General features: G+C 61.4%; 21 protein-coding genes. 7 read left to right on the top strand and 14 right to left on the bottom strand.

Annotated elements, in window-relative coordinates; translation table 11 throughout:
- Positions 1 to 185: 185 nt before the first annotated feature.
- Both ACEN2R_RS08655 and ACEN2R_RS08660 read right to left on the bottom strand, forming a co-directional pair.
- Entirely contained in the window at positions 186 to 1559 is a 1374-nt protein-coding gene (locus ACEN2R_RS08655; protein ID WP_442041252.1) for an FAD-binding oxidoreductase, read from the bottom strand.
- Positions 1560 to 1687: 128 nt separating this feature from the next.
- The gene (locus ACEN2R_RS08660; protein WP_442041254.1) at positions 1688 to 2251 is read right to left on the bottom strand and encodes a hypothetical protein; all 564 of its coding nucleotides are present in this window, start codon (positions 2249 to 2251) and stop codon (positions 1688 to 1690) included.
- Between the two features lie 184 nt (positions 2252 to 2435).
- Here ACEN2R_RS08660 and ACEN2R_RS08665 point away from each other — a divergent pair, with 184 nt between their 5' ends.
- Positions 2436 to 4190 (top strand): chloride channel protein, encoded by a 1755-nt coding sequence (locus tag ACEN2R_RS08665; protein ID WP_442041256.1) that lies wholly within the window; start codon positions 2436 to 2438, stop codon positions 4188 to 4190.
- A gap of 52 nt (positions 4191 to 4242) precedes the next feature.
- On the opposite strand, the gene ACEN2R_RS08670 is transcribed toward ACEN2R_RS08665, so the two are convergent.
- From ACEN2R_RS08670 to cobS, 5 genes are read right to left on the bottom strand one after another with little or no spacing between them, the layout of a single operon-like run.
- Complete coding sequence (locus ACEN2R_RS08670; RefSeq protein WP_442041258.1) at positions 4243 to 4584, bottom strand: DUF427 domain-containing protein; 342 nt, start codon at positions 4582 to 4584, stop codon at positions 4243 to 4245.
- A gap of 52 nt (positions 4585 to 4636) precedes the next feature.
- Complete coding sequence (locus tag ACEN2R_RS08675) at positions 4637 to 6433, bottom strand: aminopeptidase P family protein (RefSeq protein WP_442041260.1); 1797 nt, start codon at positions 6431 to 6433, stop codon at positions 4637 to 4639.
- Positions 6433 to 8304, bottom strand: a complete 1872-nt coding sequence (gene cobT / locus ACEN2R_RS08680; RefSeq protein WP_442041262.1) for a cobaltochelatase subunit CobT — start codon at positions 8302 to 8304, stop codon at positions 6433 to 6435. Before cobT ends, ACEN2R_RS08675 begins: the two co-directional genes overlap by 1 nt.
- Positions 8301 to 8690, bottom strand: coding sequence for a hypothetical protein (locus tag ACEN2R_RS08685; RefSeq protein WP_442041263.1), 390 nt, complete (start codon positions 8688 to 8690; stop codon positions 8301 to 8303). Before ACEN2R_RS08685 ends, cobT begins: the two co-directional genes overlap by 4 nt.
- Positions 8690 to 9676 carry a cobaltochelatase subunit CobS gene (cobS, locus tag ACEN2R_RS08690; RefSeq protein WP_442041265.1) on the bottom strand — a complete coding sequence of 329 codons (987 nt, stop codon included), beginning with the start codon at positions 9674 to 9676 and terminating at the stop codon, positions 8690 to 8692. The genes ACEN2R_RS08685 and cobS overlap by 1 nt, the downstream gene beginning before the upstream one ends.
- A 187-nt stretch (positions 9677 to 9863) precedes the next feature.
- Between cobS and ACEN2R_RS08695 the strand changes: the two genes are divergently transcribed.
- From ACEN2R_RS08695 to msrB, 4 genes are all read left to right on the top strand, one after another.
- Entirely contained in the window at positions 9864 to 10406 is a 543-nt protein-coding gene (locus ACEN2R_RS08695; protein ID WP_442041267.1) for a sigma-70 family RNA polymerase sigma factor, read from the top strand.
- Positions 10403 to 11089 carry an anti-sigma factor gene (locus tag ACEN2R_RS08700; RefSeq protein WP_442041269.1) on the top strand — a complete coding sequence of 229 codons (687 nt, stop codon included), beginning with the start codon at positions 10403 to 10405 and terminating at the stop codon, positions 11087 to 11089. The genes ACEN2R_RS08695 and ACEN2R_RS08700 overlap by 4 nt, the downstream gene beginning before the upstream one ends.
- A 232-nt stretch (positions 11090 to 11321) precedes the next feature.
- Positions 11322 to 11888 (top strand): fasciclin domain-containing protein, encoded by a 567-nt coding sequence (locus tag ACEN2R_RS08705; protein WP_442041552.1) that lies wholly within the window; start codon positions 11322 to 11324, stop codon positions 11886 to 11888.
- Between the two features lie 89 nt (positions 11889 to 11977).
- Positions 11978 to 12451 carry a peptide-methionine (R)-S-oxide reductase MsrB gene (msrB, locus tag ACEN2R_RS08710; RefSeq protein ID WP_442041271.1) on the top strand — a complete coding sequence of 158 codons (474 nt, stop codon included), beginning with the start codon at positions 11978 to 11980 and terminating at the stop codon, positions 12449 to 12451.
- Positions 12452 to 12522: 71 nt separating this feature from the next.
- On the opposite strand, the gene ACEN2R_RS08715 is transcribed toward msrB, so the two are convergent.
- Complete coding sequence (locus ACEN2R_RS08715) at positions 12523 to 13155, bottom strand: DnaJ domain-containing protein (protein WP_442041273.1); 633 nt, start codon at positions 13153 to 13155, stop codon at positions 12523 to 12525.
- A gap of 74 nt (positions 13156 to 13229) precedes the next feature.
- On the opposite strand from ACEN2R_RS08715, the gene ACEN2R_RS08720 reads away from it, so the two are divergent.
- Positions 13230 to 13484, top strand: a complete 255-nt coding sequence (locus tag ACEN2R_RS08720) for a BolA family protein (RefSeq protein WP_442041275.1) — start codon at positions 13230 to 13232, stop codon at positions 13482 to 13484.
- Between the two features lie 86 nt (positions 13485 to 13570).
- Here ACEN2R_RS08720 and ACEN2R_RS08725 read toward each other — a convergent pair whose 3' ends face one another.
- The 3 genes from ACEN2R_RS08725 to ACEN2R_RS08735 form a co-directional block, all read right to left on the bottom strand.
- Positions 13571 to 14005 carry a DUF4177 domain-containing protein gene (locus ACEN2R_RS08725; protein WP_442041277.1) on the bottom strand — a complete coding sequence of 145 codons (435 nt, stop codon included), beginning with the start codon at positions 14003 to 14005 and terminating at the stop codon, positions 13571 to 13573.
- A gap of 153 nt (positions 14006 to 14158) precedes the next feature.
- Complete coding sequence (gene gatB, locus ACEN2R_RS08730; protein WP_442041279.1) at positions 14159 to 15670, bottom strand: Asp-tRNA(Asn)/Glu-tRNA(Gln) amidotransferase subunit GatB; 1512 nt, start codon at positions 15668 to 15670, stop codon at positions 14159 to 14161.
- Between the two features lie 69 nt (positions 15671 to 15739).
- Positions 15740 to 17158: a TrkH family potassium uptake protein gene (locus ACEN2R_RS08735; RefSeq protein WP_442041281.1), complete on the bottom strand. Its 1419-nt coding sequence runs from the start codon at positions 17156 to 17158 to the stop codon at positions 15740 to 15742.
- A 169-nt stretch (positions 17159 to 17327) separates the two neighbouring features.
- Between ACEN2R_RS08735 and ACEN2R_RS08740 the strand changes: the two genes are divergently transcribed.
- A complete protein-coding gene (locus tag ACEN2R_RS08740; RefSeq protein ID WP_442041283.1) occupies positions 17328 to 17963 on the top strand; it encodes a transglycosylase SLT domain-containing protein in 636 nt (211 codons plus the stop codon).
- Between the two features lie 4 nt (positions 17964 to 17967).
- Here ACEN2R_RS08740 and ACEN2R_RS08745 read toward each other — a convergent pair whose 3' ends face one another.
- The 3 genes from ACEN2R_RS08745 to pepN form a co-directional block, all read right to left on the bottom strand.
- A complete protein-coding gene (locus ACEN2R_RS08745) occupies positions 17968 to 18819 on the bottom strand; it encodes a lysophospholipid acyltransferase family protein (RefSeq protein WP_442041285.1) in 852 nt (283 codons plus the stop codon).
- Positions 18820 to 18925: 106 nt separating this feature from the next.
- Positions 18926 to 19168: a hypothetical protein gene (locus ACEN2R_RS08750; RefSeq protein ID WP_442041287.1), complete on the bottom strand. Its 243-nt coding sequence runs from the start codon at positions 19166 to 19168 to the stop codon at positions 18926 to 18928.
- Between the two features lie 214 nt (positions 19169 to 19382).
- Entirely contained in the window at positions 19383 to 21935 is a 2553-nt protein-coding gene (gene pepN / locus ACEN2R_RS08755; protein WP_442041289.1) for an aminopeptidase N, read from the bottom strand.
- Between the last annotated feature and the right edge of the window lie 101 nt (positions 21936 to 22036).

The raw sequence follows: 22036 nt of genomic DNA on the forward strand, positions 1-22036 counted from the left end.
TTCGCATCCAGGCTCGCGTAACGATCCGAGAGATCAAAAAAACCCATCTGCGCCATGACAACCAGCCTCCATCTCACACTGGCCCAATGTCTACACCGCCGTCAGATCAGGCGCAATTTTTAGAGGTGCCCGGATGATTTCTTATACTTTGTTCTAAAAATACTCTCGCGCGAAGCGCAAAAAAGTCAGTTGGTCCTGACCATTTTTCCGGGGTTCATGATGCCTGTCGGGTCCAGCGTGCGCTTGATGTCCGACATGACCTCCCAGGCGGGGCCGTGCTCTGCCTCCATATAGCTCAGTTTCCCCATGCCGACGCCGTGTTCGCCTGTTACGGTTCCGCCCAGGGCAAGCGCGCGCAGGGCCATGCGGTGCGACAATGCTTTCGCCTCTGCCAGCTCTGCCGCGTTGCCCTTTTTGATCAGGATCGTCGCATGGAAGTTGCCATCACCGACATGGCCAAGAATGGGGGCAGGGATGGTGCCTTTTTCGATGTCCTCGATGGTTTGTTCAACGGCTTCAGCCAATCGCGAGATGGGCACGCAGATGTCGGTGGCCATGGCGGTGCATCCCGGCCGCGAGGCGACGATGGCGTAGTAGGCATTGTGGCGCATTTTCCACAGCGCGTTGCGGTCTTCGACCTCGGACGACCATTTGAACGGGCTTCCTCCCATCTCGGCGACGATTTCGCCGAAGCGTTCGGCCTGCTCCGCGACACCGGCGGGCGATCCGTGGAATTCGACCATCAGATGCGGCGCGTCCTGCATCTTTGCGCCCGAATAGGCGTTGAACGCGCGGGCGGTGGCGGCGTCGACAAATTCGATCCGCGCCATTGGAATACCCATCTGGATCGTGGCGATCACGGTGTTGACCGCGTCGCTGATGGTGGCAAAGGAACAGATCCCGGCTGAAACCGCCTCTGGTTGGCCGCGCAGGCGCAGGGTCAGTTCGGTGATCAGGCCAAGCGTGCCTTCGGACCCGACGAAAAGCGCGGTCAGGTCATAGCCTGCGGCGGTCTTGCGCGCGCGGCTGCCGGTGCGGATCACACGCCCGTCGGACAGCACCACCTCCAGCGCCAGAACATTGTCGCGCATGGTGCCATAGCGCACGGCAGTCGTGCCGCTGGCCCGCGTCGAGGCCATACCGCCAAGCGAGGCGTTCGCACCGGGATCGACGGGAAAGAACAGGCCCGTGGCGCGCAGTTCACGGTTCAGATCCTCGCGGGTCAGGCCGGGCTGGATGCGAACATCCATATCCTCCAGATTGACCTCTAACACTTTGTTCATGCGTGTAAAATCAACGGTGACCCCGCCACGCACCGCCAAGGCGTGCCCTTCCAGAGAGGTGCCCGTGCCCCAGCCGACCACGGGGCAGTCATTGGCATGGCAGATCGCCATGATGCGGCTGACCTCCTCTGTGGTTTCGGGGTAGGCCACGGCATCGGGGGGCGCGTCGGCAAAATGAACCTCTGACCGGCCATGGATTTCAAGATCGGAAGCGGAACGGCTTAAACGATCGCCCAGAACGGTATGTAATTCGGAAAGTGCAGTCTGGATTGTCATACCTTTGTTCCCTTGGTGCCAACACTCGGAAGACTAGGCCAAGCGGGCACTCTGGGAAAGCCCGAAGCGGTGCCGCCCGATCCTTTGGCGACGTTGCTTTGACGCATTTTTCTGACGCGGCCTAAGGCTCAGGTGCCACAAGGGTAGGCGTAGTGGGTTTGGTCACGACCGGGTGGGACCAGTTCCAGATGGTCGATCGCAGCCCCGTAGCTGACCATGGTCACCGCCAGATGGTTGATGTCTTCGCCGTTCAGAAATACCTTCTGACCAATGATCCTGTAGGTCACCTGATGTTGGGTCTTGATTCCGTCGCGGGCGAATTCCACCAGACCTTGCTCGAACACGATAGGGTCCTTGCAATCGGCAAAGACGGTTCCCGAGGCGATGCGCTGTGGGGCCGGTTTCATCGTCCAGCGCCCGACCAGAAAAGGCGGAGCGGCGATCTTGTCCGTATAATACCCTTCGAGCAGGCGGAATGTGTCGACGTATTCCGCAAAGCCATCGCTTTTTCGCAGGTTGTCCAGATACAGGTCCGGGTTCGTGCGCCGCAGGTCTTCGAAATAGGATTGGGCACGGTCATTCTGTAGCGACAGAAACAGGAAATAGACCGCTCCGAAAACCGAGGCTGCCAGCAGGATCTTGATCGTATCGCGGCGAAGGTGCAGACGGCGGCGTTCCGCGCGTACAGGCATATGATCGTCCTTTCAGTTCAGGCCAGACGGCGAATTCGAAGGGGGTTGACCTGTTTGCATCTCAATTGACAAAAGAGTAGGCCGAACGCAACAGTCGAATCCGGCTGCCAGCTCAACGATAACGTCCAAAGCGCGCTTTTTCAGCGACTTGTGGGCGTATCCCAAGGATCGGGACGTCTCGCGGATGACAAAGACCAGCACAGTCGACAACCGGCAAGCCTCTGCAATCACATTGGCGCTTCTGTCCGTCGCGGTCGGGGTTGTGACCGGCCTTGGGGCGATCCTTTTGCGGATGCTGATTTCGGTTATTCACAACATCTTCTTTCTTGGCGAATTCTCGCTGCACTATGATGCCAACATCGCGACAGAGCCCGGCCCCTATGGGCCATTCGTCATTCTGGCGCCGGTCATCGGTGGCCTGATCGTGGTCTTTCTGGTCAAGCGCTATGCGCCAGAGGCGAAGGGCCATGGTGTGCCCGAGGTGATGGACGCGATTTATTACAAAGGCGGAAAGATCCGGCCAGCGGTCGTGGTCATCAAATCGCTGGCCTCGGCCTTGTCCATCGGATCAGGGGCGTCGGTGGGCCGCGAGGGACCGATCATCCAGATCGGGTCCGGGATCGGGTCGGTTCTGGGGCAGTATTTCAACCTTAGAACATGGCAGGTCATCACGCTTGTGGCCGCAGGCGCAGGCGCGGGGATCGCGGCGACGTTCAACACCCCGTTGGGCGCTGTGCTGTTTGCCATTGAACTGATGCTGCCGGAATTCAGCGCCCGCACCCTTTTGCCCGTGGTTCTGGCCACCGGCACGGCAACCTATATGGGGCGGCTGGCCTTCGGGATCGAACCCGCCTTTCTGGTCGCGGCCTACCAGCGGCCAGAGCTGTTCGTGCCGTTGTCGGTCGATATGCTGCCGCTTTATGTGCTGTTCGGCCTGATTGCCGGCGGCGCCGCCACCATTTTCGTCAAGGTGCTTTACGGCACCGAGGATCTGTTCAACCGGATCAAGGTGAACGACTACATCAAGAACATCGTCGCCATGACCACGCTGGGCGTGATGTTCTATGTGCTGATGCAAACGACGGGAATGTATCACACCGCAGGCGTCGGTTATGCCACAATCGAGGCGATCCTGACCGGCCAGATCAGTGCGCCGGGCTTCCTGCTGCTGCTGTTCTTTCTTAAAATGGCGGCAACCTCTATCAGCCTTGCAGGCGGGTCTTCGGGCGGGGTGTTCTCGCCCTCGCTGTTTCTGGGCGCGGCCCTTGGCGGCACCTTCGGTGCGCTTCTGGATATGGCCTTTCCTTATCTTGGCTTCAGTTCTGTCACCTTTGCCCTGATCGGCATGGCGGCGATCGTCGGCGGATCAACGGGCGCGGCGATGACCTCTATCATGATGCTGTTCGAGATGACCGGGGATTATTCCATCACCCTGGCCGCCATCGTTGCGGTGGTCTGTGCTGTCGGGGTGCGCAGCGGGCTTTCGCCGCAGGACATCTACACGACCAAGCTGGCACGCCGTGGGCATCATATTCCGCGCGACCGCAGATCGCATATGTTTGCGATCCGCATGGCGCGCGAAGTGATGGAACCGGTTGCAGGGATATTCGCCAAGGAAGACCTGCCGCAGTCCGTATCCATGTCGCCGGTGCAAGAGGGCGCGCGCAGTTTCGCGCTGGTCACCGAAGGGCGGTTTATCGTCGGGATCGTGCCGGTTGACCCCGCGCATCCGGGCCGGGTGATCGGGCCGCTGATCGGGCCGGTCGGGGTGGTGCGCGAAACCTCGTTCCTGCAATCCGCGATGACGCATATGGTCGACCGTGGTCATGCGGCGGTTGTCGTCTCGCCGGATCGGCGCATTCCGCGGCCCGAGAATGTGTTGGGGGTTTTGACCCGCGATACCATCGCAGAGGCCGTGATGCGCGACTATCGCACATAAGTCGTGCCGCAGCGGCCTGAAGGTCTGGCCGCTGCGCACTGTTTTCTGAACCTCATACGCTTTCGACGGTGACCTTGTCCGGGTAGAACGCCAGATAGTCCGCAATCGCCTCGGCGCTGTCCCGGGGCGTCTCGTAGGACCATGCTGCGTCGCGAATCGTGGTGGATTTGGTGACGATCGAGAAATAGCTTGCCGTGCCCTTGTGAGGGCATGTGCTGGTCGTGTCGGATGTATCAAGGAAAGCCATCGCGATGTCGGTGCGGGGGAAATAAATGACAGGCTCGCTGTCGCCTTCGGTCAGTTCCAGCGCGTCGCTGGATTCGCCCAGTATGGCGCCGCCAGCGCGAACAACCCAGCTGCTTTCGGACTTACGGATTTTAATTGTGTCAGACATGTTTTTCCCCCTCGTTTCAGCCGCAATAGCCCCGGAGCATGACAGTTTAATGTCAGATGGGGGCTGTTGCGGCGGCAAGCCATACGCGCGCGGATGCGCTGACGCGTGGCGAAATCTTTTCAAATGTTGCGGCGTGGTAGGCGTTCAGCCATTCCCGTTCCGCCGCTGACAGCACCATAGCGTCAATCAGCCGCCTGTCGATGGGAACATAGGTAAGTGTGACAAAAGACAGCATCTTTCGCGCATCACCTTGCGGCAGGTCGGGGGCGGGTTGCACCACGATCAGGTTCTCGATGCGGATGCCGAAGGCGCCCTCGCGGTAGTAGCCTGGCTCGTTCGACAGGATCATGCCGGATTCCAGCGGCGTGTCTGAAACACGGCTGATCCGCTGCGGGCCCTCATGGACCGACAGGAACACCCCCACGCCGTGCCCGGTGCCATGGTCATAGTCCTGTCCGGCCTGCCAAAGCGGCATCCGCGCCAGGGCATCCAGATCGCGCCCGGCAAGCCCCAAGGGCCAGCGCGCGCGGCTTATGGCAATCATCCCCTGAAGAACGCGGGTAAAGCAGGCGCGGTGGTCGTCGGACGGGGGGCCGATCGGCACCGTGCGGGTGATGTCGGTGGTGCCGTCGATATATTGCCCGCCGCTGTCCACCAGCAACAGGTCGCCCGTTGCAATCTGGCGGTTGGTGTCCTCGGTCACGCGGTAATGCACGATGGCGCCATGCGGGCCGGTGCCGCAGATGGTGTCAAAGCTGATACCCCGCAGGGCATTGGTGGCGCGGCGAAACCCTTCTAGCGCCCGTACGACGTCGATTTCCGTCAGCGAACCGGACGGCGCGTTTTCATCAAGCCAGCACAGGAATTCTACCATGGCGGCGCCGTCGCGCAAATGTGCCACAGTTGTCGCGGCGATCTCTGCTTCGGTTTTGCACGCCTTGGGCAGGATGCAGGGATCGTCGGCATAGTGCAGTTTGATGCCTGCGTCGGCCAGCAGGGTGGACACGGCATAGGGGGCGGTTTTGCGGTCGACACGCACGGGGCCGGACAGCGCCAGAAGGGCCGCGTCGAAGGCGGACCAGTCCAGAACTTCGATCTGCGGATCAAGCGGCAGCTCTGCCAGCTTGGCCCGATCGGTGAACAGGGTCACGCGGGCATCATCGTGCAGCAGCGCAAAGGCCTGTGCCACGGGAAGCGATGGCAGGTCGGTGCCACGGATATTCAGCAGCCAGGCGATACTGTCGGGCAGGGTCAGCACGGCGGCACGCTGGTCGGCCTTTGTCAGCCGCGCGGCACAGTCGGCACGTTTCTCGGCGCTGGTTTTCCCGGCGAGTTCCACCGGATAGGCGGTGATCTTGCCCTGCGGCGGGGCGGGGCGATCGGCCCAGATCCGGTCCACCAGGTTTTCGGTGGCGATCAGCGTGATCTTTGTGTGCTCCAGCCCCGCGCGCAATTTTCCGATCTCGTCTGCCGTGTGCAGCCAGGCATCGAACCCGATAATTCCGCCATGGGGCAGTGCGTCTTGCAGCCAGTCGGCCAGTTTGGTTTCGGGCCACGGCACCGGCGTGAACACATCGGGCGACACCTGCGCCTTGACCTGCACACGGTAGCGCCCGTCGATGAACACGCCAGCGCGATCCCGCAACGCGGCGCAAAAGCCCGCCGATCCGGTAAAGCCGGTCAGCCATGCCAGCCGCGCGTCGCAATCGGCGACATATTCCCCCTGATGCCGGTCGGCACGGGGAATCAGGAACCCGTCCAAGCCATCGCGCACCAGTTCACGGCGCAACGCGGCAAGGCGCGGCAGGCCATCTTCGGGGCGGGTGGCGGCGGTGAAGGTCTGGAACATTATCCGGCCTTTTTCATGCCCAGAACGCGGGCGCGTTTGCGCGGATCGCTGTCGAACAGACCGGCCAGCTGCTCGGTCATCGCACCGGCCAGTTGTTCGACATCGGTGATGGTCACGGCGCGAGTATAGTAGCGGGTCACATCATGGCCGATGCCGATCGCGATCAGTTCCACCGCGCGGCGCTTTTCGACCATGGCGATCACGTCGCGCAGGTGCTTTTCCAGATAATTCGCGGGGTTGACCGACAGGGTGCTGTCATCGACCGGCGCGCCATCGGAAATCACCATCAGGATCTTGCGCGACTCGGGCCGCCCGACCATGCGCCGGTGCGCCCATTCCAGCGCCTCGCCGTCGATGTTTTCCTTCAGCAGTCCCTCTTTCATCATCAGTCCCAGATTGGGCCGCGCGCGACGCCACGGGGCATCGGCGGATTTATAGATGATGTGGCGCAGATCGTTCAGGCGGCCGGGCTGTTGCGGGCGCCCCTCTGACAGCCACTGCTCTCGCGATTGGCCGCCTTTCCAGGCACGGGTGGTAAAGCCCAGGATTTCGACCTTGACCTGACAGCGTTCCAGCGTGCGGGCCAGAACATCGGCGCAGATCGCGGCGATGCTGATCGGGCGGCCGCGCATCGAACCGGAGTTGTCGAGCAAAAGCGTCACGCAGGTATCGCGGAATTCGGTGTCCTTCTCGACCTTGAAGGACAGCGGCGTGGTCGGGTTGGCCACCACACGCGCCAGCCGACCCGCGTCAAGCGTGCCTTCCTCGAGGTCGAACTCCCATGCACGGTTCTGCTGCGCCTGAAGGCGGCGCTGCAACTTGTTGGCAAGGCGAGACACGGCCCCTTTCAGCGGCTCCAGCTGCTGGTCAAGATAGGCGCGCAGGCGTTCCAGTTCGGCGGGTTCGGCCAGATCCTCGGCCTTGATTTCCTCGTCGAAGGCGGCGTTGTAAACGGCGTAGTTCGGGTCGGCATCGGACACGGGGGCAGGGGCGGGCGGCTCCATCGGGGCTTCGCCATCCGGCATTTCCGCCTCGTCGCCCGACTCCATATCGGCCATGTCGTCCATCGTGACGCTGGCTTGCTGCTGGTCCTGCTGCTGGTCTTGCGACTGCTCTGGAGAGGCTTCTGACTCCTCGCCGGAGTCGTCGTCGCCGGTGCTGTCCTGCTGCTCGTCCTCCTGGCTGGTCTCCTCCTCGCCGCCCTCTTCGTCGGGGTCTTGCGCGTCGGGGTCGTCGCCCAACTGGTCGCCGTAGCCAAGATCGCTGATGATCTGGCGGGCAAAGCGGGCAAAGGCGGCCTGGTCGGTCAGGGTGTCTTGCAGGTTGTCCAGCGTTGCACCGGCCTGATTCTCGATAAACCCGCGCCACAGGTTCATCACGTTCTGCGCACCGGCAGGCAGGTCGCGCCCCGTGGCAAGATGGCGGATCAGATACCCTGCGGCGGTGGCAAGCGGGGCCTGACTGGCCTCGGTGATCTGGGCATAGCCCTTGCGGTCGGCCTCGTGGCCGATCTTGGCGTCGATGTTGCCTGCGGTTCCCGGCATGGCGCGGGCGCCCACGGCCTCGCAGCGGGCGGTCTCCATCGCCTCGTAAAGGTCGCGCGCCATTTGCCCATCGGGCGCATAGCGGGCACCGGTCGCGTCGTTGTGGAACCGGTGGCGCAGCGCAAAGGCGTCGGCGGTTCCGCGTGCCAACAGAACCTCGGCGCGGGTCATACGGCGGCTGACCTGCGGCAGGCGCATGGTGTCGCCGGTCATGCCCGAAGGATCGACCGAATAGCTGACCGTCATGTCAGGGTCGTTGGCCATGACCTTGGTGGCCTCGGCAAGGGCCTTTTTGAACGGATCGGCGGGGTTGTCGGATTGGGTCATGGCTGTATCCGCGTCTCGGGTTGGGTCGCAGCGAAGTCGCTGCATATCTGGCTCAGGCTTTCGAACAGGTCCTGACTTTGTTTGTCGTGGCCATAGATATAGGCCTCTATCATCAGCGCCATAAGGGGGCGTTGTTCCGCGACAAAGCTGTCTATGGCCGCTGCCGCGCCGTCGTTCAGGCGTATCGCGGTCCGGTAGAACCCGTCGGCGGTTGCATGGGCCTCGTCCTCTCCTTCAAGATAAGCCGAGGCCTTTGCATAGTCGCCATATCCATACCACAGGGCCGCGCATTGTGCTGCAGGGTAGAGCGCATCCTGCGTGGCCGCGACCCCGGGGGGGGCGGCCAGAACGCCCAAGGACAGGGCAACACAGGAGGCGCGAAACATCACCCCAGGCTCAGGCTTGCGGCGCTTTCCGGCAGTTCCTCGTCAAAGCAGCGCTGATAGAACTCGGCGACGGTCTGACGCTCCAGCTCGTCGCATTTGTTCAGGAAGGACAGGCGGAACGCATAGCCGATGTTGCGGAAGATCGAGGCATTCTGCGCCCATGCGATCACCGTGCGTGGCGACATGACGGTGGACAGATCGCCGTTCATGAAGGCGGTGCGCGTCAGATCGGCAACGGTCACCATCTGGCTGATGGTGCGGCGGCCTTTTTCGGTGTTGTAGGTTGGGTTCTTGGACAGGATGATCGCGGTCTCGGCGTCGTGGCTGAGGTAGTTCAGCGTGGCGACAAGGCTCCAGCGGTCCATCTGGCCCTGATTGATCTGCTGGGTGCCGTGATACAGACCCGTCGTGTCCCCCAGACCGACGGTGTTCGCCGTGGCGAAGATGCGGAAATAGGGGTGCGGGGTGATGACCTTGTTCTGGTCCAAAAGCGTCAATTTCCCGTCCACTTCCAGCACGCGCTGGATCACGAACATGACATCGGCGCGGCCTGCATCGTATTCGTCGAACACGATCGCGGTGGGGGTGCGCAGGGCCCAGGGCAGGATACCTTCCTGAAACTCTGTCACCTGCTTGCCGCCCACCAGTTTGATGGCGTCCTTGCCGATCAGATCGATCCGGCTGATGTGGCTGTCCAGATTGACGCGCACGGTGGGCCAGTTCAAACGGCTTGCCACCTGTTCGATATGGGTGGATTTACCCGTGCCATGATAGCCCTGGATCATCACGCGGCGGTTGTGGGAAAAGCCCGCAAGGATCGCCAACGTCGTGTCGGGATCGAACTTGTAGGTTGAATCGTTGTCGGGCACGCGGTCTGTGCGGTCGGCAAAGCCCTTGACCACCATATCCGTATCAATCCCGAAAACCTCGCGGACCGAGATTTCCTCGGTCGGTTTGGCTGTAATATCCATAGTGCCGTCCGCCATTACTGTCCTCTTTCGGGGATTTTGGGTTTATGTCCGGGCGCGGTGCGCCTTGTGCTGTCGTTGTTGTGAAAGATAAAGCGGCCAAGGTCAACGTCACGCGGTGATTTCATCTTGCTCTGGCATTGTTGAATATTAACTGGTCTTATCACAGGAACAGATGCCCTCAGTTGACGGAAAAACCTCATCGATGAGTACTACAAGCGAGATTGAACACTGGATCGGCAGGATGGCCCTTGGCGACCGCGCTGCCTTTTCCTCGATTTACTCTGCGACATCGGCGAAACTTTTCGGCGTCGTCCTGCGTATCTTGAATGATCGCTCGGAGGCAGAGGATGTTCTGCAAGAGGCGTTCGTCAAGATCTGGCGCAATGCGGATCGCTATGCGTCGGGAGAATACAGCCCGATGACATGGTTGATCGCGATTGCACGCAATCAGGCGATTGACCGGATCAGGGCGCGCAAACCGCGCACCGACCGGATCGACGAGGCCTTCGACCTTGCCGACCAGGCGCCGGGACCAGAGGCCCAGACCATCGCCGCGTCAGAGCGCCGGCGGATCGACGGCTGTCTGGGGGAACTGGACGACGCAAAGGCCGGGGCCGTGCGCGGTGCCTATCTGGAAGGGTTCAGTTACGAGGAACTTGCGGCACATTTCGACGTGCCGGTGAACACAATGCGAACTTGGCTGCGGCGCAGCCTGCTGAAATTGAGAGAGTGTCTGCAAAGATGACGGATCATGAAACACATAGCGAAGAGGCTGCCGAATATGTGCTTGGTCTTTTGACGCTTGAGGCGCGGAAGGACTTTGCCGCCCGCCTGACCCGTGATCCGGCCCTTCAGTCAGAGGTGCGGTTCTGGGAAGAAAGCCTTGTGACCTTCGCGCAGGAAATCGCCCCGGTCGCGCCGCCCGCGCGTCTGCAAACGCAGATCGAAGGGCAGTTGTTCGGCGCGCCGGAAAAATCGGGCTGGTGGGCCAGTGTCGCGTTCTGGCGCGGCGTCAGCTTTGCCTCGCTTGCGGCGGTGGCCGGGTTGGCGTTTGTGCTGAGCCAGACCCCGCCCGCGCAACAGGTGGCCGAGGGTCCGCGCTTTATCACCCAGGTGGGGGATGCGAACGCAGAGGTGCAATTGGTTGCCTTCTATGATGCCGGACGCGAGCAATTGCAGATCACCCGTGCCTCGGGCGGCGCAAGGGGCGGGCGTGCGTTGGAACTGTGGGTCATCGCACCGGGCGGTGCACCTGTGTCGCTGGGGGTTTTGCCCGATAGCGAAAAAGCCAGCCTGACGGTGCCTGCGGGTATGGGGCTGCAATTGGCGGGCGCGATCCTTGCAATCAGTGACGAACCCCCCGGAGGCTCTCCGACGGGAGCACCGACGGGCGATGTGCTGGCCACGGGCGCCATCACCGAAATTTAAAAGAAAGGTGACGCCTAGGGGCGTCATTTTTTTGTCTCGCCCCGCTTTTTCAAAGCGGCGTTTTGCGCTTCGCTCGAGGATATTTTTACCAAGAAGAACAAGGGAGTTCGGAGCGTTCTGGCATTTATCGAGAATAATTCTGAGACTTTGAAACCTTGTCGGTGCGCTTTGCGTATCTCTTTGTAACCAGGGCATCAGCTTTGGGTGCAAACAACGGAGACGACCCATGACTATGAAACATATTATTGCCGCGACCACGGCATTTGCCATCGGATTTTCCGGCGCGACCGCCTTTGCGGCAAGCCATTCGCCGATGAACCCCATGGTTGGCGGCGCAGAAATGTTCGCGGACAAGAACATCGTCGAGAACGCCGTGAACTCTGCCGATCACACAACGCTGGTCGCCGCGGTCACGGCAGCCGGTCTGGTCGAGACCTTGATGGGCGCAGGCCCGTTCACCGTGTTTGCACCAACCAACGCCGCCTTTGATGCGCTGCCCGCCGGCACGGTCGAGACTTTGCTGAAGCCGGAGAACAAGGACCAATTGACGAAGATCCTGACCTGCCATGTTGTCGGCAAGGCCGTGCTGCTGGATGCATTGAAGGGCATGATTGCCGACGACAAAGGCACACATCCGGTTCCGACCCTTGGTGGCTGCACATTGCAGGCGACCTATGAGGGCGACATGGTGAAACTGACCGACGAGCAGGGCAACGTGGCCAATGTGACCATCGCCGACGTCATGCAGTCGAACGGTGTGATCCATGTGATCGACAAGGTTATGCTGCCCGCGATGTAACACACGCGTCACGCATAAGTGCATGGCCCGCGCTTGCGGAACCGCGGGCCATGCGTCACGATTTCCCTGCAATCCGGAGGAGAAGTGAAATGAAACGCCGACATTTTCTATCCCTGTCGACAAGCGCAGCAGCAGCCATGTCTTTGGGCGTGCGGGTTTCCGCCTCTGAGGGGACGTTCGAGGTCAGCCGCACCGATGCTGAATGGCGCGCAATGCTGACCGACACCGAATATGCGGTCATGCGGCAGGAGGACACAGAGCGGTCCGGCTCCAGCCCGCTGGACAAGAACTACGCCGAAGGTATTTATATCTGTCGCGGGTGCGACCTGCCTTTGTATTCATCCAAGGCCAAGTTCGACAGCGGCACGGGCTGGCCCAGCTTTTTCCAGAGCCTGCCGAATGCGATTGCAACCAAAGAAGACCGCAGCCTGTTTTCAACCCGGACAGAGGTGCATTGCCGCCGGTGCGGCAGCCATCTTGGCCATATCTTCGACGACGGGCCACCGCCAACCGGAAAACGCCATTGCCTGAACGGCGTGTCGCTGAAATTTATCGCAGCCTAGCCAAAGCCCACCAGTCATACCACAGCGGCGCCAGAGACCCTCTGGCGCCGCTTTGTGTTTGTCCGTGCGGATCAGTCGCGGAAGTTGCGGCTGTCCTTGATCTGGTCCCAGGCCCAGACAACCTCTTGCAGCTTTTCCTCGTCAGAGCGGTCGCCGCCGTTCATGTCGGGGTGCAGGACCTTGATCAGGGATTTGTAGGACTTGCGGATCTCGGGTTTGGTCCAGTGATCCTTTGCCTCCAGCACCTCGATCGCGCGGCGTTCCGTCGGTGGCAGCTTGCGCGTGCCGGTGATGGACTTGCCGGGGTTCTGGGTAGCATTCGCGCCCAGAACCTGATGCGGGTCGTCAACGCCCAGACGTGCCCAGGCGCGCTGTTCCTCTGTGGCTTTGGAAAAGGGCTTAGTGTCTCTATTCCAGACGCGGTCAGATTGTATCTGCTCTTCGTATTCCTCATCCGTGGCTCCGTTGAAGAAGTTCCACTTCAGGTTATACTCGCGCACATGGTCCTTGCAGAACCAATAGTAGTCATCCAGCACATCGGGCGATTTTGGCGCACGGTACTGACCGGATTCCTGACACCCCGGGTGTTCACAGGCTCGTTGCGAGGTTTCGAATGCGCCGGACATGCCACGACGGCCGCGCGGGTTCTTCTTTTTCGCAGAAGAGACCGACATATCAAAACCGAAGGGATCGTTCTTTGCCATGGGTTTACCTTTCCGACTCGGACTGGACAGTCTAGTGTTTTGGTAGGCAGATAGAAGGGGTTAAGGACGAAAAAATGGCAGTTGAAGACGAAATTCGCATTAAACTACAAGACGCATTCGCTCCTGAGGTGCTGGAGGTTGTGGATGACAGTGAAAGCCACCGCGGGCATGCCGGCCACCGTGAAGGCGGCGAGACGCATTTCAACGTCCGCATCCGCGCGGCGACCTTTGGCCCGATGTCCCGGATCGCCCGGCACCGCGCTGTCCATGCGGCGCTGGGGCGTGATCTGGTTGCCCGGATTCACGCGCTGGCCTTGGATGTCGCCTAGATTCTTCTCGGAAAAAATACTCGAAAAACGCCCTGTGCCGTTCGGGTGAGACATGAGTATTTGGACCGAGAAGATCCGGTAAGAGGTTATTCCGCAGCGACGCCCGACCTGTCATCTTTGGCGAGCGCTGCACCCAAGGTAGGTGCGTTTCCGGTCTCGGGGGGCTGCGAGGTCAGGCCGGAGGCCTTGATCTGCGCTGTGTTGGACGGGGTGGCCACAGACAAGACGGGTGAATGCGCCGGTTCTGTTCCCACATGGGGCGTGACCGCCGCCGGTTCAACCTGTGCCTCGATCACGCGGCGAAAGACCAGCATGTTCTGGAAGGTTGTCGTCTTGCCGGTAAAGCCCGAGCGTTCTTCGCAGGGCAGGGTATCGGCGCGCTGGTACTCCCAGCCTTCACGCCCCAGTTCATTCATGATCGACGCCAATGTATTGGCAAACAGGGCATGCGTTCCCTTTATGCCGCGTACGCGTTCGGCGCGTGAGGGGGCCGGAACCACCTTGTATTCAAACTTGGGCATAAAAATACCTCCCATAAAACAGCAGTCCCGACATTAACGAAGTTTGTGCCGCAAGTCCAAGATTTGCTTGGTTTTTTTGCGCAGAAGTGGCGAACACCCGCCGACCCACAAGGGATAGCGGCGGATGTCGGGGGCTGCGCGATATTTTGCGATCTAAAGGCCGAGCTTGTCTGCGACAATCGCGTTGACGGCGGCGGGGTTCGCCTTGCCGCCTGTGGCTTTCATCACCTGCCCGACGAACCAGCCGGCCAGTTTCGGGTTTTGCCTGGCTTTATCGACCTGATCCGGATTCGCGGCGATGATCTGGTCCACTGCGGTCTCGATGGCGCCGGTGTCGGTGACCTGCTTCATACCGCGGGCCTCGACGATCTCGGCGGGGGTGCCGCCTTCGGTATAGACGATTTCGAACAGGTCCTTGGCGATCTTGCCGGAAATGTCACCCTTAGTGATCAACGCGATGATCCCGCCCAGCTGCGCTGGCGAAACGGGGCAGTCCGAAATGCCCTTGTCGTCTTTTTTCAGACGGCCGAAAAGCTCGTTGATGACCCAGTTCGCGGCCAGCTTGCCGTCATTGCCTTTGGCCACATCCTCGAAGTAGGCGGCGCTTTCGGCTTCGGCGGTCAGGACCGACGCGTCATATTCGGACAGGCCGAAATCCGTTACAAACCGCGCCTTCTTTTCGTCGGGCAGTTCCGGCAGCGAGGCCTTGATCGCATCGACCCATTCCTGCTCGATCTCCAGCGGCAGCAGGTCGGGGCAGGGGAAGTAGCGGTAATCATGCGCCTCTTCCTTGCTGCGCATCGAGCGGGTCTCGTTCTTGTCGGGATCATACAGGCGGGTTTCCTGAATGATCGAACCGCCGTCCTCCAGAATGGCGATCTGGCGGCGGGCCTCGAAATCTATCGCAAGCTGGATGAACCGCATGGAGTTCATGTTCTTCAGCTCGCAGCGGGTGCCGAGGTGGGAAAAATCCTGCGTTTCCTGATATTTCTCGTATTGGCCGGGGCGGCAGACCGACACGTTCACATCGGCCCGCAGGTTGCCGTTCTGCATGTTGCCGTCGCAGGTGCCAAGATAGCGCAGGATCTGGCGCAGTTTCACGACATAGGCCGCGGCCTCGTCCGCGCCGCGGATGTCGGGACGCGAGACGATTTCCATCAGGGCCACGCCGGTTCGGTTCAGGTCGACGAAGGACATGTTGGGGTCCATGTCGTGGATCGACTTGCCCGCGTCCTGTTCCAGATGGATGCGTTCCACGCGCACGCGGCGGGCAACGCCGGGGGCCATGTCGACGATGATCTCGCCCTCGCCGACAATCGGGTGATACAGTTGCGAAATCTGGTAGCCCTGCGGCAAATCGGGGTAGAAATAATTCTTGCGGTCGAAGGCAGAGTAGAGGTTGATGTCGGCCTTCAGCCCCAGACCTGTGCGCACCGCCTGTTCAATGCAATACTCGTTGATGACGGGCAACATGCCGGGCATGGCCGCGTCCACAAAGGCCACATTGGAATTCGGCTCTGCGCCGAATTTGGTCGAGGCGCCGGAAAAGAGTTTCGCTTTGGACGCAACCTGCGCATGAACCTCCAGCCCGATGACCAGTTCCCAGTCATGTTTCGCGCCGGCGATGACTTTGGGGGCGGGGGCGGTGTAGGTAAGGTCAAGCATGGGTCACGTCCTGTATCTGGTCCGCCTCTTTTATGCGCGGCGGCAGGGGGCGGCAAGGGGGCGATGCGCTTAGCGTATGCTGCGCCAGAAGGCGGGGGTCAGAACCACGACCACGGTCAGCATTTCCAGCCGCCCGACATACATGCCAAAGGCAAGGATCCATTTCGGCAAATCGTCCAGCGAGGCAAAGTTGCCCGACGGCCCGATGGTCTGTCCGATGCCGGGGCCCACATTGGCAAGCGCGGTCAGCGCGCCGGTGACGGCGGTTGTAAAGTCCAGCCCCGCCAGATCCAGCAGGACCGTCAGGATGATCGCTGACAGGAAATAGAAGGTGAAAAAGGCAGTCACACCGGAAATGACATCGGGTTCGATCGGGCGCCCTTCGTATTTGGGCCGGTACACGCGGTGCGGGCTGTGGATCTGGCGGATCTGCGCGCCGATGCTGCGGACCAGAATAAGCCAGCGCATCGTCTTTGCGCCGCCCGCTGTCGATCCGGTGCACCCGCCGATCGCCGTCAGCACGAAAAAGCCAACGGTGGCGAAGGCCCCCCAGGCGGTGTAATCCGTCGTGGCGTAGCCCGTCGTCGTCACCACAGAGACCACGTTGAACGCCACCTGACGCAGCGCGTCCAACGGCCCGACGGTGCTGGTCGCCACCCGCCAGAGGGTCAGAACGGAAATGACGACGCCCAGCATACCAAGAAAGGCCACGACCTGCTCGCTGTGCAAAATCCGGCGGTTTACCGCGCGAATATACCAAGCAAAGGGCAGGGCGCCAAAGACCATGAACAGGGTTCCGGCCCATTGCAAAAAACCGCTTTCGAAATGCCCGAACGAGGCATCATAGTTCGAATAGCCCCCTGTGGACAGGGTTGTCATGGCATGGGTGATCGCGTCGAACGCGCCCATTCCGCCCAGTGCGTAGGTCACGGCGCAGGCCATCGTCAGCGAGGCATAGATCCAAAGCGTGGCGCCCGCAAAACCGGCGGCGCTGCGCAGTTCCTTTTCGCCCTTGTCGGAACTTTCGGTGCGAAAAAGCTGCATGCCCCCGACCTTCATCAGAGGCAGAAGGGCAATCCCAGTCACAATGAAGCCGACCCCGCCCAGCCACTGCAACATCGCGCGCCACAGCAAGATACCCTTTGGCGTCGTGTCCAGCCCGCTCATGATCGTTGATCCGGTGGTGGTTATGCCGGACATCGCTTCGAAAAACGCATCTGTCAGGGACATGGACCACATGTATAATGGCAACGCCCCGGCTGCGGCGGCGGTCAGCCAGACGGTTGCGGTCATCAGGAATGCGTGGCGCCGGTCTATTTCCCCTAGGGATGTCGAGGCGGATATGCACAGGCAAACGCCCACTGTCAGCGTCAGAACTGCGGAAATAACAAAGACCGAGGCTGTTTCAGGGAACAGCGCCGCGTCGATCCCCATAAGAATGGCAAGAAAGCTAAGGACCGCCCCGTTCACAAAGACCACGAAATTCATACCGAAGACCTGTTCCTGCGATCCCATTCAACGCTGGGGCCGATGCATCGCATCCGCAGCGCGAAATGTCGAGAGGCAGTCACCTTGCCGATGGCGATGCTTTGCCGGTGTGGCTGCCAAAGGGCGCAAACCATTTGCGCAGCGGCCCCTGTTTCGGCAAAGTCCGCGCATGTATCCAAAGGCCCCCCTTTTTGTCCTCTGTCTGGTGGCGTTTTGCACGGCTGCCGCTGCCGGCCCTGCCGATCCGCCCCCCATGCGTCAGGGCGCCTTGCCCCGCACCCAATGGGATCATCATGCCAAAGGCGCACTTTGGACGCAGGCCGCGCTGGTGGCGCTGCGCACCCACGGGAAGGGGCTGGAACAGACAGTGCCGCGCGACATCGCCGGATGGTGCCCCGCCTACCTGGATGCGCCCCCCGAACAGCGCCGCGCCTTCTGGGTCGGGATGCTGTCGGCGCTTGCGAAATATGAAAGCCGCTGGAGGCCAAAGGCGGTGGGCGGAGGCGACCTTTGGTACGGGCTGTTCCAGATCCTGCCCGCGACTGCGCGCGGATACGGCTGCGCCGCGACATCGGGGGCGGCGTTGCAAAGCGGGGCTGCAAACCTGTCCTGCGCGGTGCGGATTATGGCCAGAACCGTGCCTCGGGATCGGGCAATCGCGATCAAGGACGGGCGCTGGCGCGGCGTTGCCGCCGACTGGGGCCCGATGCGAAGCGCGCAAAAGCGCGACGCGATGTCGGCCTGGACGCGCGATCAGGGCTATTGCCGGTTGTCCGGGTCGGTTCGCCCTAAACCAAGGCCCTGATCGGTCAGGACCAGACGTGCCGCCGGGAGCTGTCGATCAGCGACACCGTGGGCGCGTGCCTGCCGCCAAGGGCCAAGGTGGCGCGGCGCAGCATCTCTATGCCCTCGTCCGATGTGGCGGGCAGGGCGCTGGGCGAGATCGCCTCTCCGACAGTGACGCGGTAGGGCTGGCGGTCCTTATTCAGGGTCTCGTGGAACAGGGTGATGTCGCGCAGCGTCGGGTGGATCAGGTCGAACAGGTAGAACAACGCAGAATTCCGCGCCCTTATATTGACGGGGATCACCGGCAGGTCGAACTTGCGCGCCAGCATCGCCGCAGAGGCCATCCATGGCCGTTCATATAGCCGCAGACCCCGCCGTTTCGCCAAACGCCCCGACGGAAAGATCACGCCGAGCCGTCCCTGATTGACGGCCGTTCTGGTAAAGGCCATGGTTTCGCGGGTCTTGGCATGGCTGCGCTTGTCATGCCGCCATTCCACCGGGGCGATCATCGCGTCCATTTGCGGCAGCACCCGCAGGATGTCTCGGTTCGCATAGAAGTAGTGATCGGGGCGGGTGCGGGCCAGAAGATGGCTAAGGATCACGCCGTCAGCTATTCCCGTCGGATGGTTCGCGACAATCAGCGCGGCCCCCTGACGCGGGATGTTTTCCAGCCCCGTCACCTCGACATCGCGGGCCAGCAGCGCGCCCATCGCGGCCATGATCCCCTGGGCGTTATGCTGGTCCATCGCCGCCGCCAGCGCCACGGTTCTGGGGTAGCCCAGCAGGCGCATCAGTCCATGCCGCATCGGCCCTGCATGGCGGTGAAACAGCCATGGGGCACGTTCTGCGATCAAAGGGTCGATACGATGTTGCATAAGCGCTCCTCGCGCAAAAATACAACAGCTCTATGACAACCGGCTAACGGTTTAATGACGTCTGTGCGTCATGGGCCAAAACTGGCCGAAACAGGGACTAAGCCGTTCAGGCTATGGACAGCGCGCCCTGGCGGTGCAGCCTGTCGGAGGTGCGCAGGCTTTTGGCGATGTCACTCCAGCCACCGGCACGTGCCAGTTGTTCGATGTCATGCACATTCCGCGGCCGGTCCTTGGGCTGTGACACGTTGTCGGGCGTTCCGGCGGCGTGATCGGTTCCGCGTCCTGCGTTGAATTCAGAGATACCCATTTCGGTCGTAAGCCGCGCCGTTGGACGGAAATTTGCGATCATTCTGGACAATCTTGTGAACATCCTGGTTTCCATCCTGTCATTTCCAAAGGGATAAGGCCGACAATAAACGCTTTGCACGAGATACATCCTTCATACGAACACATCCCTAGTTTGCCACCGGATTGGGGCGACAACGTGACATCACACAGGTTTTCATCGGGCATTAAGGGGAAAAGCACAGGCCGGACGTCATAATCGTCCGGCCCCGGTTGCGTCAGGCGCCCAGAATGCGGCCGACCATTTCTGACACATCGCGGCTGAGATCCGGTGTGTCCCTGATCCGCGTCAGCGCCTCGCGCATCATCGCCTGACGGTCCGCATCATATCGGCGCCAGGTTTCGAACAAGGTGGTCATGCGGGCGGTCGTCTGCGGGTTCAGCGGGTCCAGCTTGATCAGCCAGTCCGCCACCAGCGCATAGGATGTCCCCGAGGGGTCGTGAAACGCGGCGGGGTTCGCCGCAAGCCCTCCGATCAGGGACCGGAACCGGTTCGGGTTCTTCCACTCAAAATCGGGGTGCTGTGTCAGCCGCGCCACCACATCTGCCGACACCTCGGGGGCGCTGCGGCTGGCCTGCAAGGCGAACCATTTGTCCATGACAAGGCGGTCGCCCTGCCACTGCTGGTAAAACGCGGCAAGCTGCGTGTCGGCCCTGCCCACATCCAGCAGGCAGGCCAAGGCCCCCAATTGTTGCGTCATGTTATCCGCCGATTCGTATTGTCTGGCCGCCTGCGCCCCGCCATCCAGCCGCGAGATTAGCGAAAGCACGGCCTGTTGCAACGACCGCTGGCCTGCGGCGCCGGCATCGGGGGAATAGGGGCCTTCGACCTGCATACCCGCGTAAAGGCGCGGCAGCAGGTCCTGCATGTGCTGCGCGATAGCCTGCGCCAGCGTTTGCAGCGCAAGGTAGATCCGCGCGGGGTCCGGCGTTATGCCCGCATCGAACAGGGTTTGCGCCAGATCGTCCTGACCGGGCAAGCCAAGGCACAGGGCACGGAACGCCGGATCAAGGCTGTCGTCGCGTGCGACGGTTGTCAGCGCCTCCATCAGGGCGGTGTCGGGGGCGGCGTCCTTTGTGATCATCCGCACCAGAACGTCCTTGGTCAGGGCGCGGCCCGCCTCCCATTTATTGAACGGGTCGGTGTCATGGGCCAGCAGAAAGGCACGCTCTGCGTTGGTGCTGTCGCGGGACAGGATCACGGGGGCCGAAAACTCCCGCAGGATCGAGGGCACGGGCCGCGCCGCAAGACCGCCAAAGGTGAAGGTCTGGGTGGCTTCGGTCATTTCCAGCACGGTGGTCGGCACCACCTCGTCGCCATTGGGGTTCAAAAGGCCCACGGCAATCGGAATGACCCGCGGGTCTTTGTGCGGCTGGTCGGGGGTGGCGGGGGTGCTTTGCGTGAATGTCAGGCTGTAGGTGCCGTCGCTGAACTCCTCGGTCACGTTCAGCCGCGGGGTGCCCGCCTGTTCGTACCAGCGTTTGAACTGGGTCAGGTCGCGGCCTGTGGTATCCTCGAACACCTTCAGCCAATCCTCGATCGTGCAGGCCTGCCCGTCGTGGCGCAGGAAATAGAGGTCCAGCGCACGGGCATAGTCGGCATCGCCCACAAGCCGTTTCAACATGCCGATCACCTCGGCCCCCTTTTCATAGACCGTGGCGGTGTAGAAATTGTTGATCTCGACGAAACTGTCGGGGCGAACGGCATGGGCCAGCGGGCCGTTATCCTCGCGGAACTGGCGACCGCGCAGGGCCAGCACATCGTCGATCCGCTTGACCGCATGGGATCGCATGTCGCCGGTGAACTGCTGGTCGCGGTAGACGGTCAGGCCCTCTTTCAGGCACAGCTGGAACCAGTCGCGGCAGGTGATCCGGTTGCCGGTCCAGTTGTGGAAATACTCATGCGCGATGATCGCCTCTATCCGCTCGAAGTTCTGGTCGGTCGAGGTTTCGGGAGAGGCCAGCACGCAGGAGGAGTTGAAAATGTTCAGCCCCTTGTTTTCCATCGCGCCCATGTTGAAATCGTCAACAGCGACGATGTTGAAGATGTCCAGATCGTATTCGCGGCCATAGACCTCCTCGTCCCATGTCATCGACCGCTTCAGCGCCTCCATCCCGAAGGCGCATTTGCCCTCGTCGCCCTTGCGGACATAGATGTTCAGCGCCACGTCCTTGCCCGACATGGTGGTAAAAGACCCCGGATGCGCGATCAGGTCGCCCGCGACCAGCGCGAACAGATAGGCGGGCTTTGGCCAGGGGTCGTGCCATTCGGCCCAGCCATCGCCTTGCGCCACAGGGTTGCCGTTGGACAAAAGCACAGGTGCCGGACCCTCGATGCGCACGGTGAACACGGCCATCACATCGGGGCGGTCGGGGTAATAGGTGATCTTGCGAAAGCCCTGCGCCTCGCACTGGGTGCAATACATGCCGGACGACATATAAAGCCCCTCAAGGGCGGTGTTCGACGCAGGCGCGATCTCGACCTCGGATTCCCAGACAAACGGCGCGTCGGGGGCGGTGCAGGTCAGGAATTCGGGGTGGATGTCCGGCGTGACGGGCTGACCGTCGATTCTGGCCCAGATCAGTTTGACGTTCTCGCCGTCCAGTTGGAAATGCCGCGATGGCGTCGCGGGATTGGGCACAAAGGTGATCCTGCTGATGACGCGGGTGGCATCGGGCGACAGACGGAACGTCAGATGCACGCTGTCCACCAGATAGGCCGGCGGGGTGTAGTCGGACAGATGTATCTTGGCGGGGCTGCTGTCTTTCACGGCGCGTCTCCTTTGTCGTGCGTCAATGCATCACTCATCGCGGGGACGTTAGTGTGATGCGATCCCGGCTGCAACGTCTGTGGCGCGGGGGATCGCAATGC

This window comes from Pseudogemmobacter sp. W21_MBD1_M6, assembly GCF_052119585.1.
In the GTDB taxonomy this organism is placed as follows: domain Bacteria; phylum Pseudomonadota; class Alphaproteobacteria; order Rhodobacterales; family Rhodobacteraceae; genus JBGQOJ01.

What these genes read in the sequence shown, in the direction of transcription:
- ACEN2R_RS08655 (WP_442041252.1), bottom strand. Translation starts at nt 1,559, where the DNA reads ATGACAATCCAGACTGCACTTTCCGAATTACATACCGTTCTGGGCGAT.
- ACEN2R_RS08660 (WP_442041254.1), bottom strand. Translation starts at nt 2,251, where the DNA reads ATGCCTGTACGCGCGGAACGCCGCCGTCTGCACCTTCGCCGCGATACG.
- ACEN2R_RS08665 (WP_442041256.1), top strand. Translation starts at nt 2,436, where the DNA reads ATGACAAAGACCAGCACAGTCGACAACCGGCAAGCCTCTGCAATCACA.
- ACEN2R_RS08670 (WP_442041258.1), bottom strand. Translation starts at nt 4,584, where the DNA reads ATGTCTGACACAATTAAAATCCGTAAGTCCGAAAGCAGCTGGGTTGTT.
- ACEN2R_RS08675 (WP_442041260.1), bottom strand. Translation starts at nt 6,433, where the DNA reads ATGTTCCAGACCTTCACCGCCGCCACCCGCCCCGAAGATGGCCTGCCG.
- cobT (WP_442041262.1), bottom strand. Translation starts at nt 8,304, where the DNA reads ATGACCCAATCCGACAACCCCGCCGATCCGTTCAAAAAGGCCCTTGCC.
- ACEN2R_RS08685 (WP_442041263.1), bottom strand. Translation starts at nt 8,690, where the DNA reads ATGTTTCGCGCCTCCTGTGTTGCCCTGTCCTTGGGCGTTCTGGCCGCC.
- cobS (WP_442041265.1), bottom strand. Translation starts at nt 9,676, where the DNA reads ATGGCGGACGGCACTATGGATATTACAGCCAAACCGACCGAGGAAATC.
- ACEN2R_RS08695 (WP_442041267.1), top strand. Translation starts at nt 9,864, where the DNA reads ATGAGTACTACAAGCGAGATTGAACACTGGATCGGCAGGATGGCCCTT.
- ACEN2R_RS08700 (WP_442041269.1), top strand. Translation starts at nt 10,403, where the DNA reads ATGACGGATCATGAAACACATAGCGAAGAGGCTGCCGAATATGTGCTT.
- ACEN2R_RS08705 (WP_442041552.1), top strand. Translation starts at nt 11,322, where the DNA reads ATGAAACATATTATTGCCGCGACCACGGCATTTGCCATCGGATTTTCC.
- msrB (WP_442041271.1), top strand. Translation starts at nt 11,978, where the DNA reads ATGAAACGCCGACATTTTCTATCCCTGTCGACAAGCGCAGCAGCAGCC.
- ACEN2R_RS08715 (WP_442041273.1), bottom strand. Translation starts at nt 13,155, where the DNA reads ATGGCAAAGAACGATCCCTTCGGTTTTGATATGTCGGTCTCTTCTGCG.
- ACEN2R_RS08720 (WP_442041275.1), top strand. Translation starts at nt 13,230, where the DNA reads ATGGCAGTTGAAGACGAAATTCGCATTAAACTACAAGACGCATTCGCT.
- ACEN2R_RS08725 (WP_442041277.1), bottom strand. Translation starts at nt 14,005, where the DNA reads ATGCCCAAGTTTGAATACAAGGTGGTTCCGGCCCCCTCACGCGCCGAA.
- gatB (WP_442041279.1), bottom strand. Translation starts at nt 15,670, where the DNA reads ATGCTTGACCTTACCTACACCGCCCCCGCCCCCAAAGTCATCGCCGGC.
- ACEN2R_RS08735 (WP_442041281.1), bottom strand. Translation starts at nt 17,158, where the DNA reads ATGAATTTCGTGGTCTTTGTGAACGGGGCGGTCCTTAGCTTTCTTGCC.
- ACEN2R_RS08740 (WP_442041283.1), top strand. Translation starts at nt 17,328, where the DNA reads ATGTATCCAAAGGCCCCCCTTTTTGTCCTCTGTCTGGTGGCGTTTTGC.
- ACEN2R_RS08745 (WP_442041285.1), bottom strand. Translation starts at nt 18,819, where the DNA reads ATGCAACATCGTATCGACCCTTTGATCGCAGAACGTGCCCCATGGCTG.
- ACEN2R_RS08750 (WP_442041287.1), bottom strand. Translation starts at nt 19,168, where the DNA reads ATGATCGCAAATTTCCGTCCAACGGCGCGGCTTACGACCGAAATGGGT.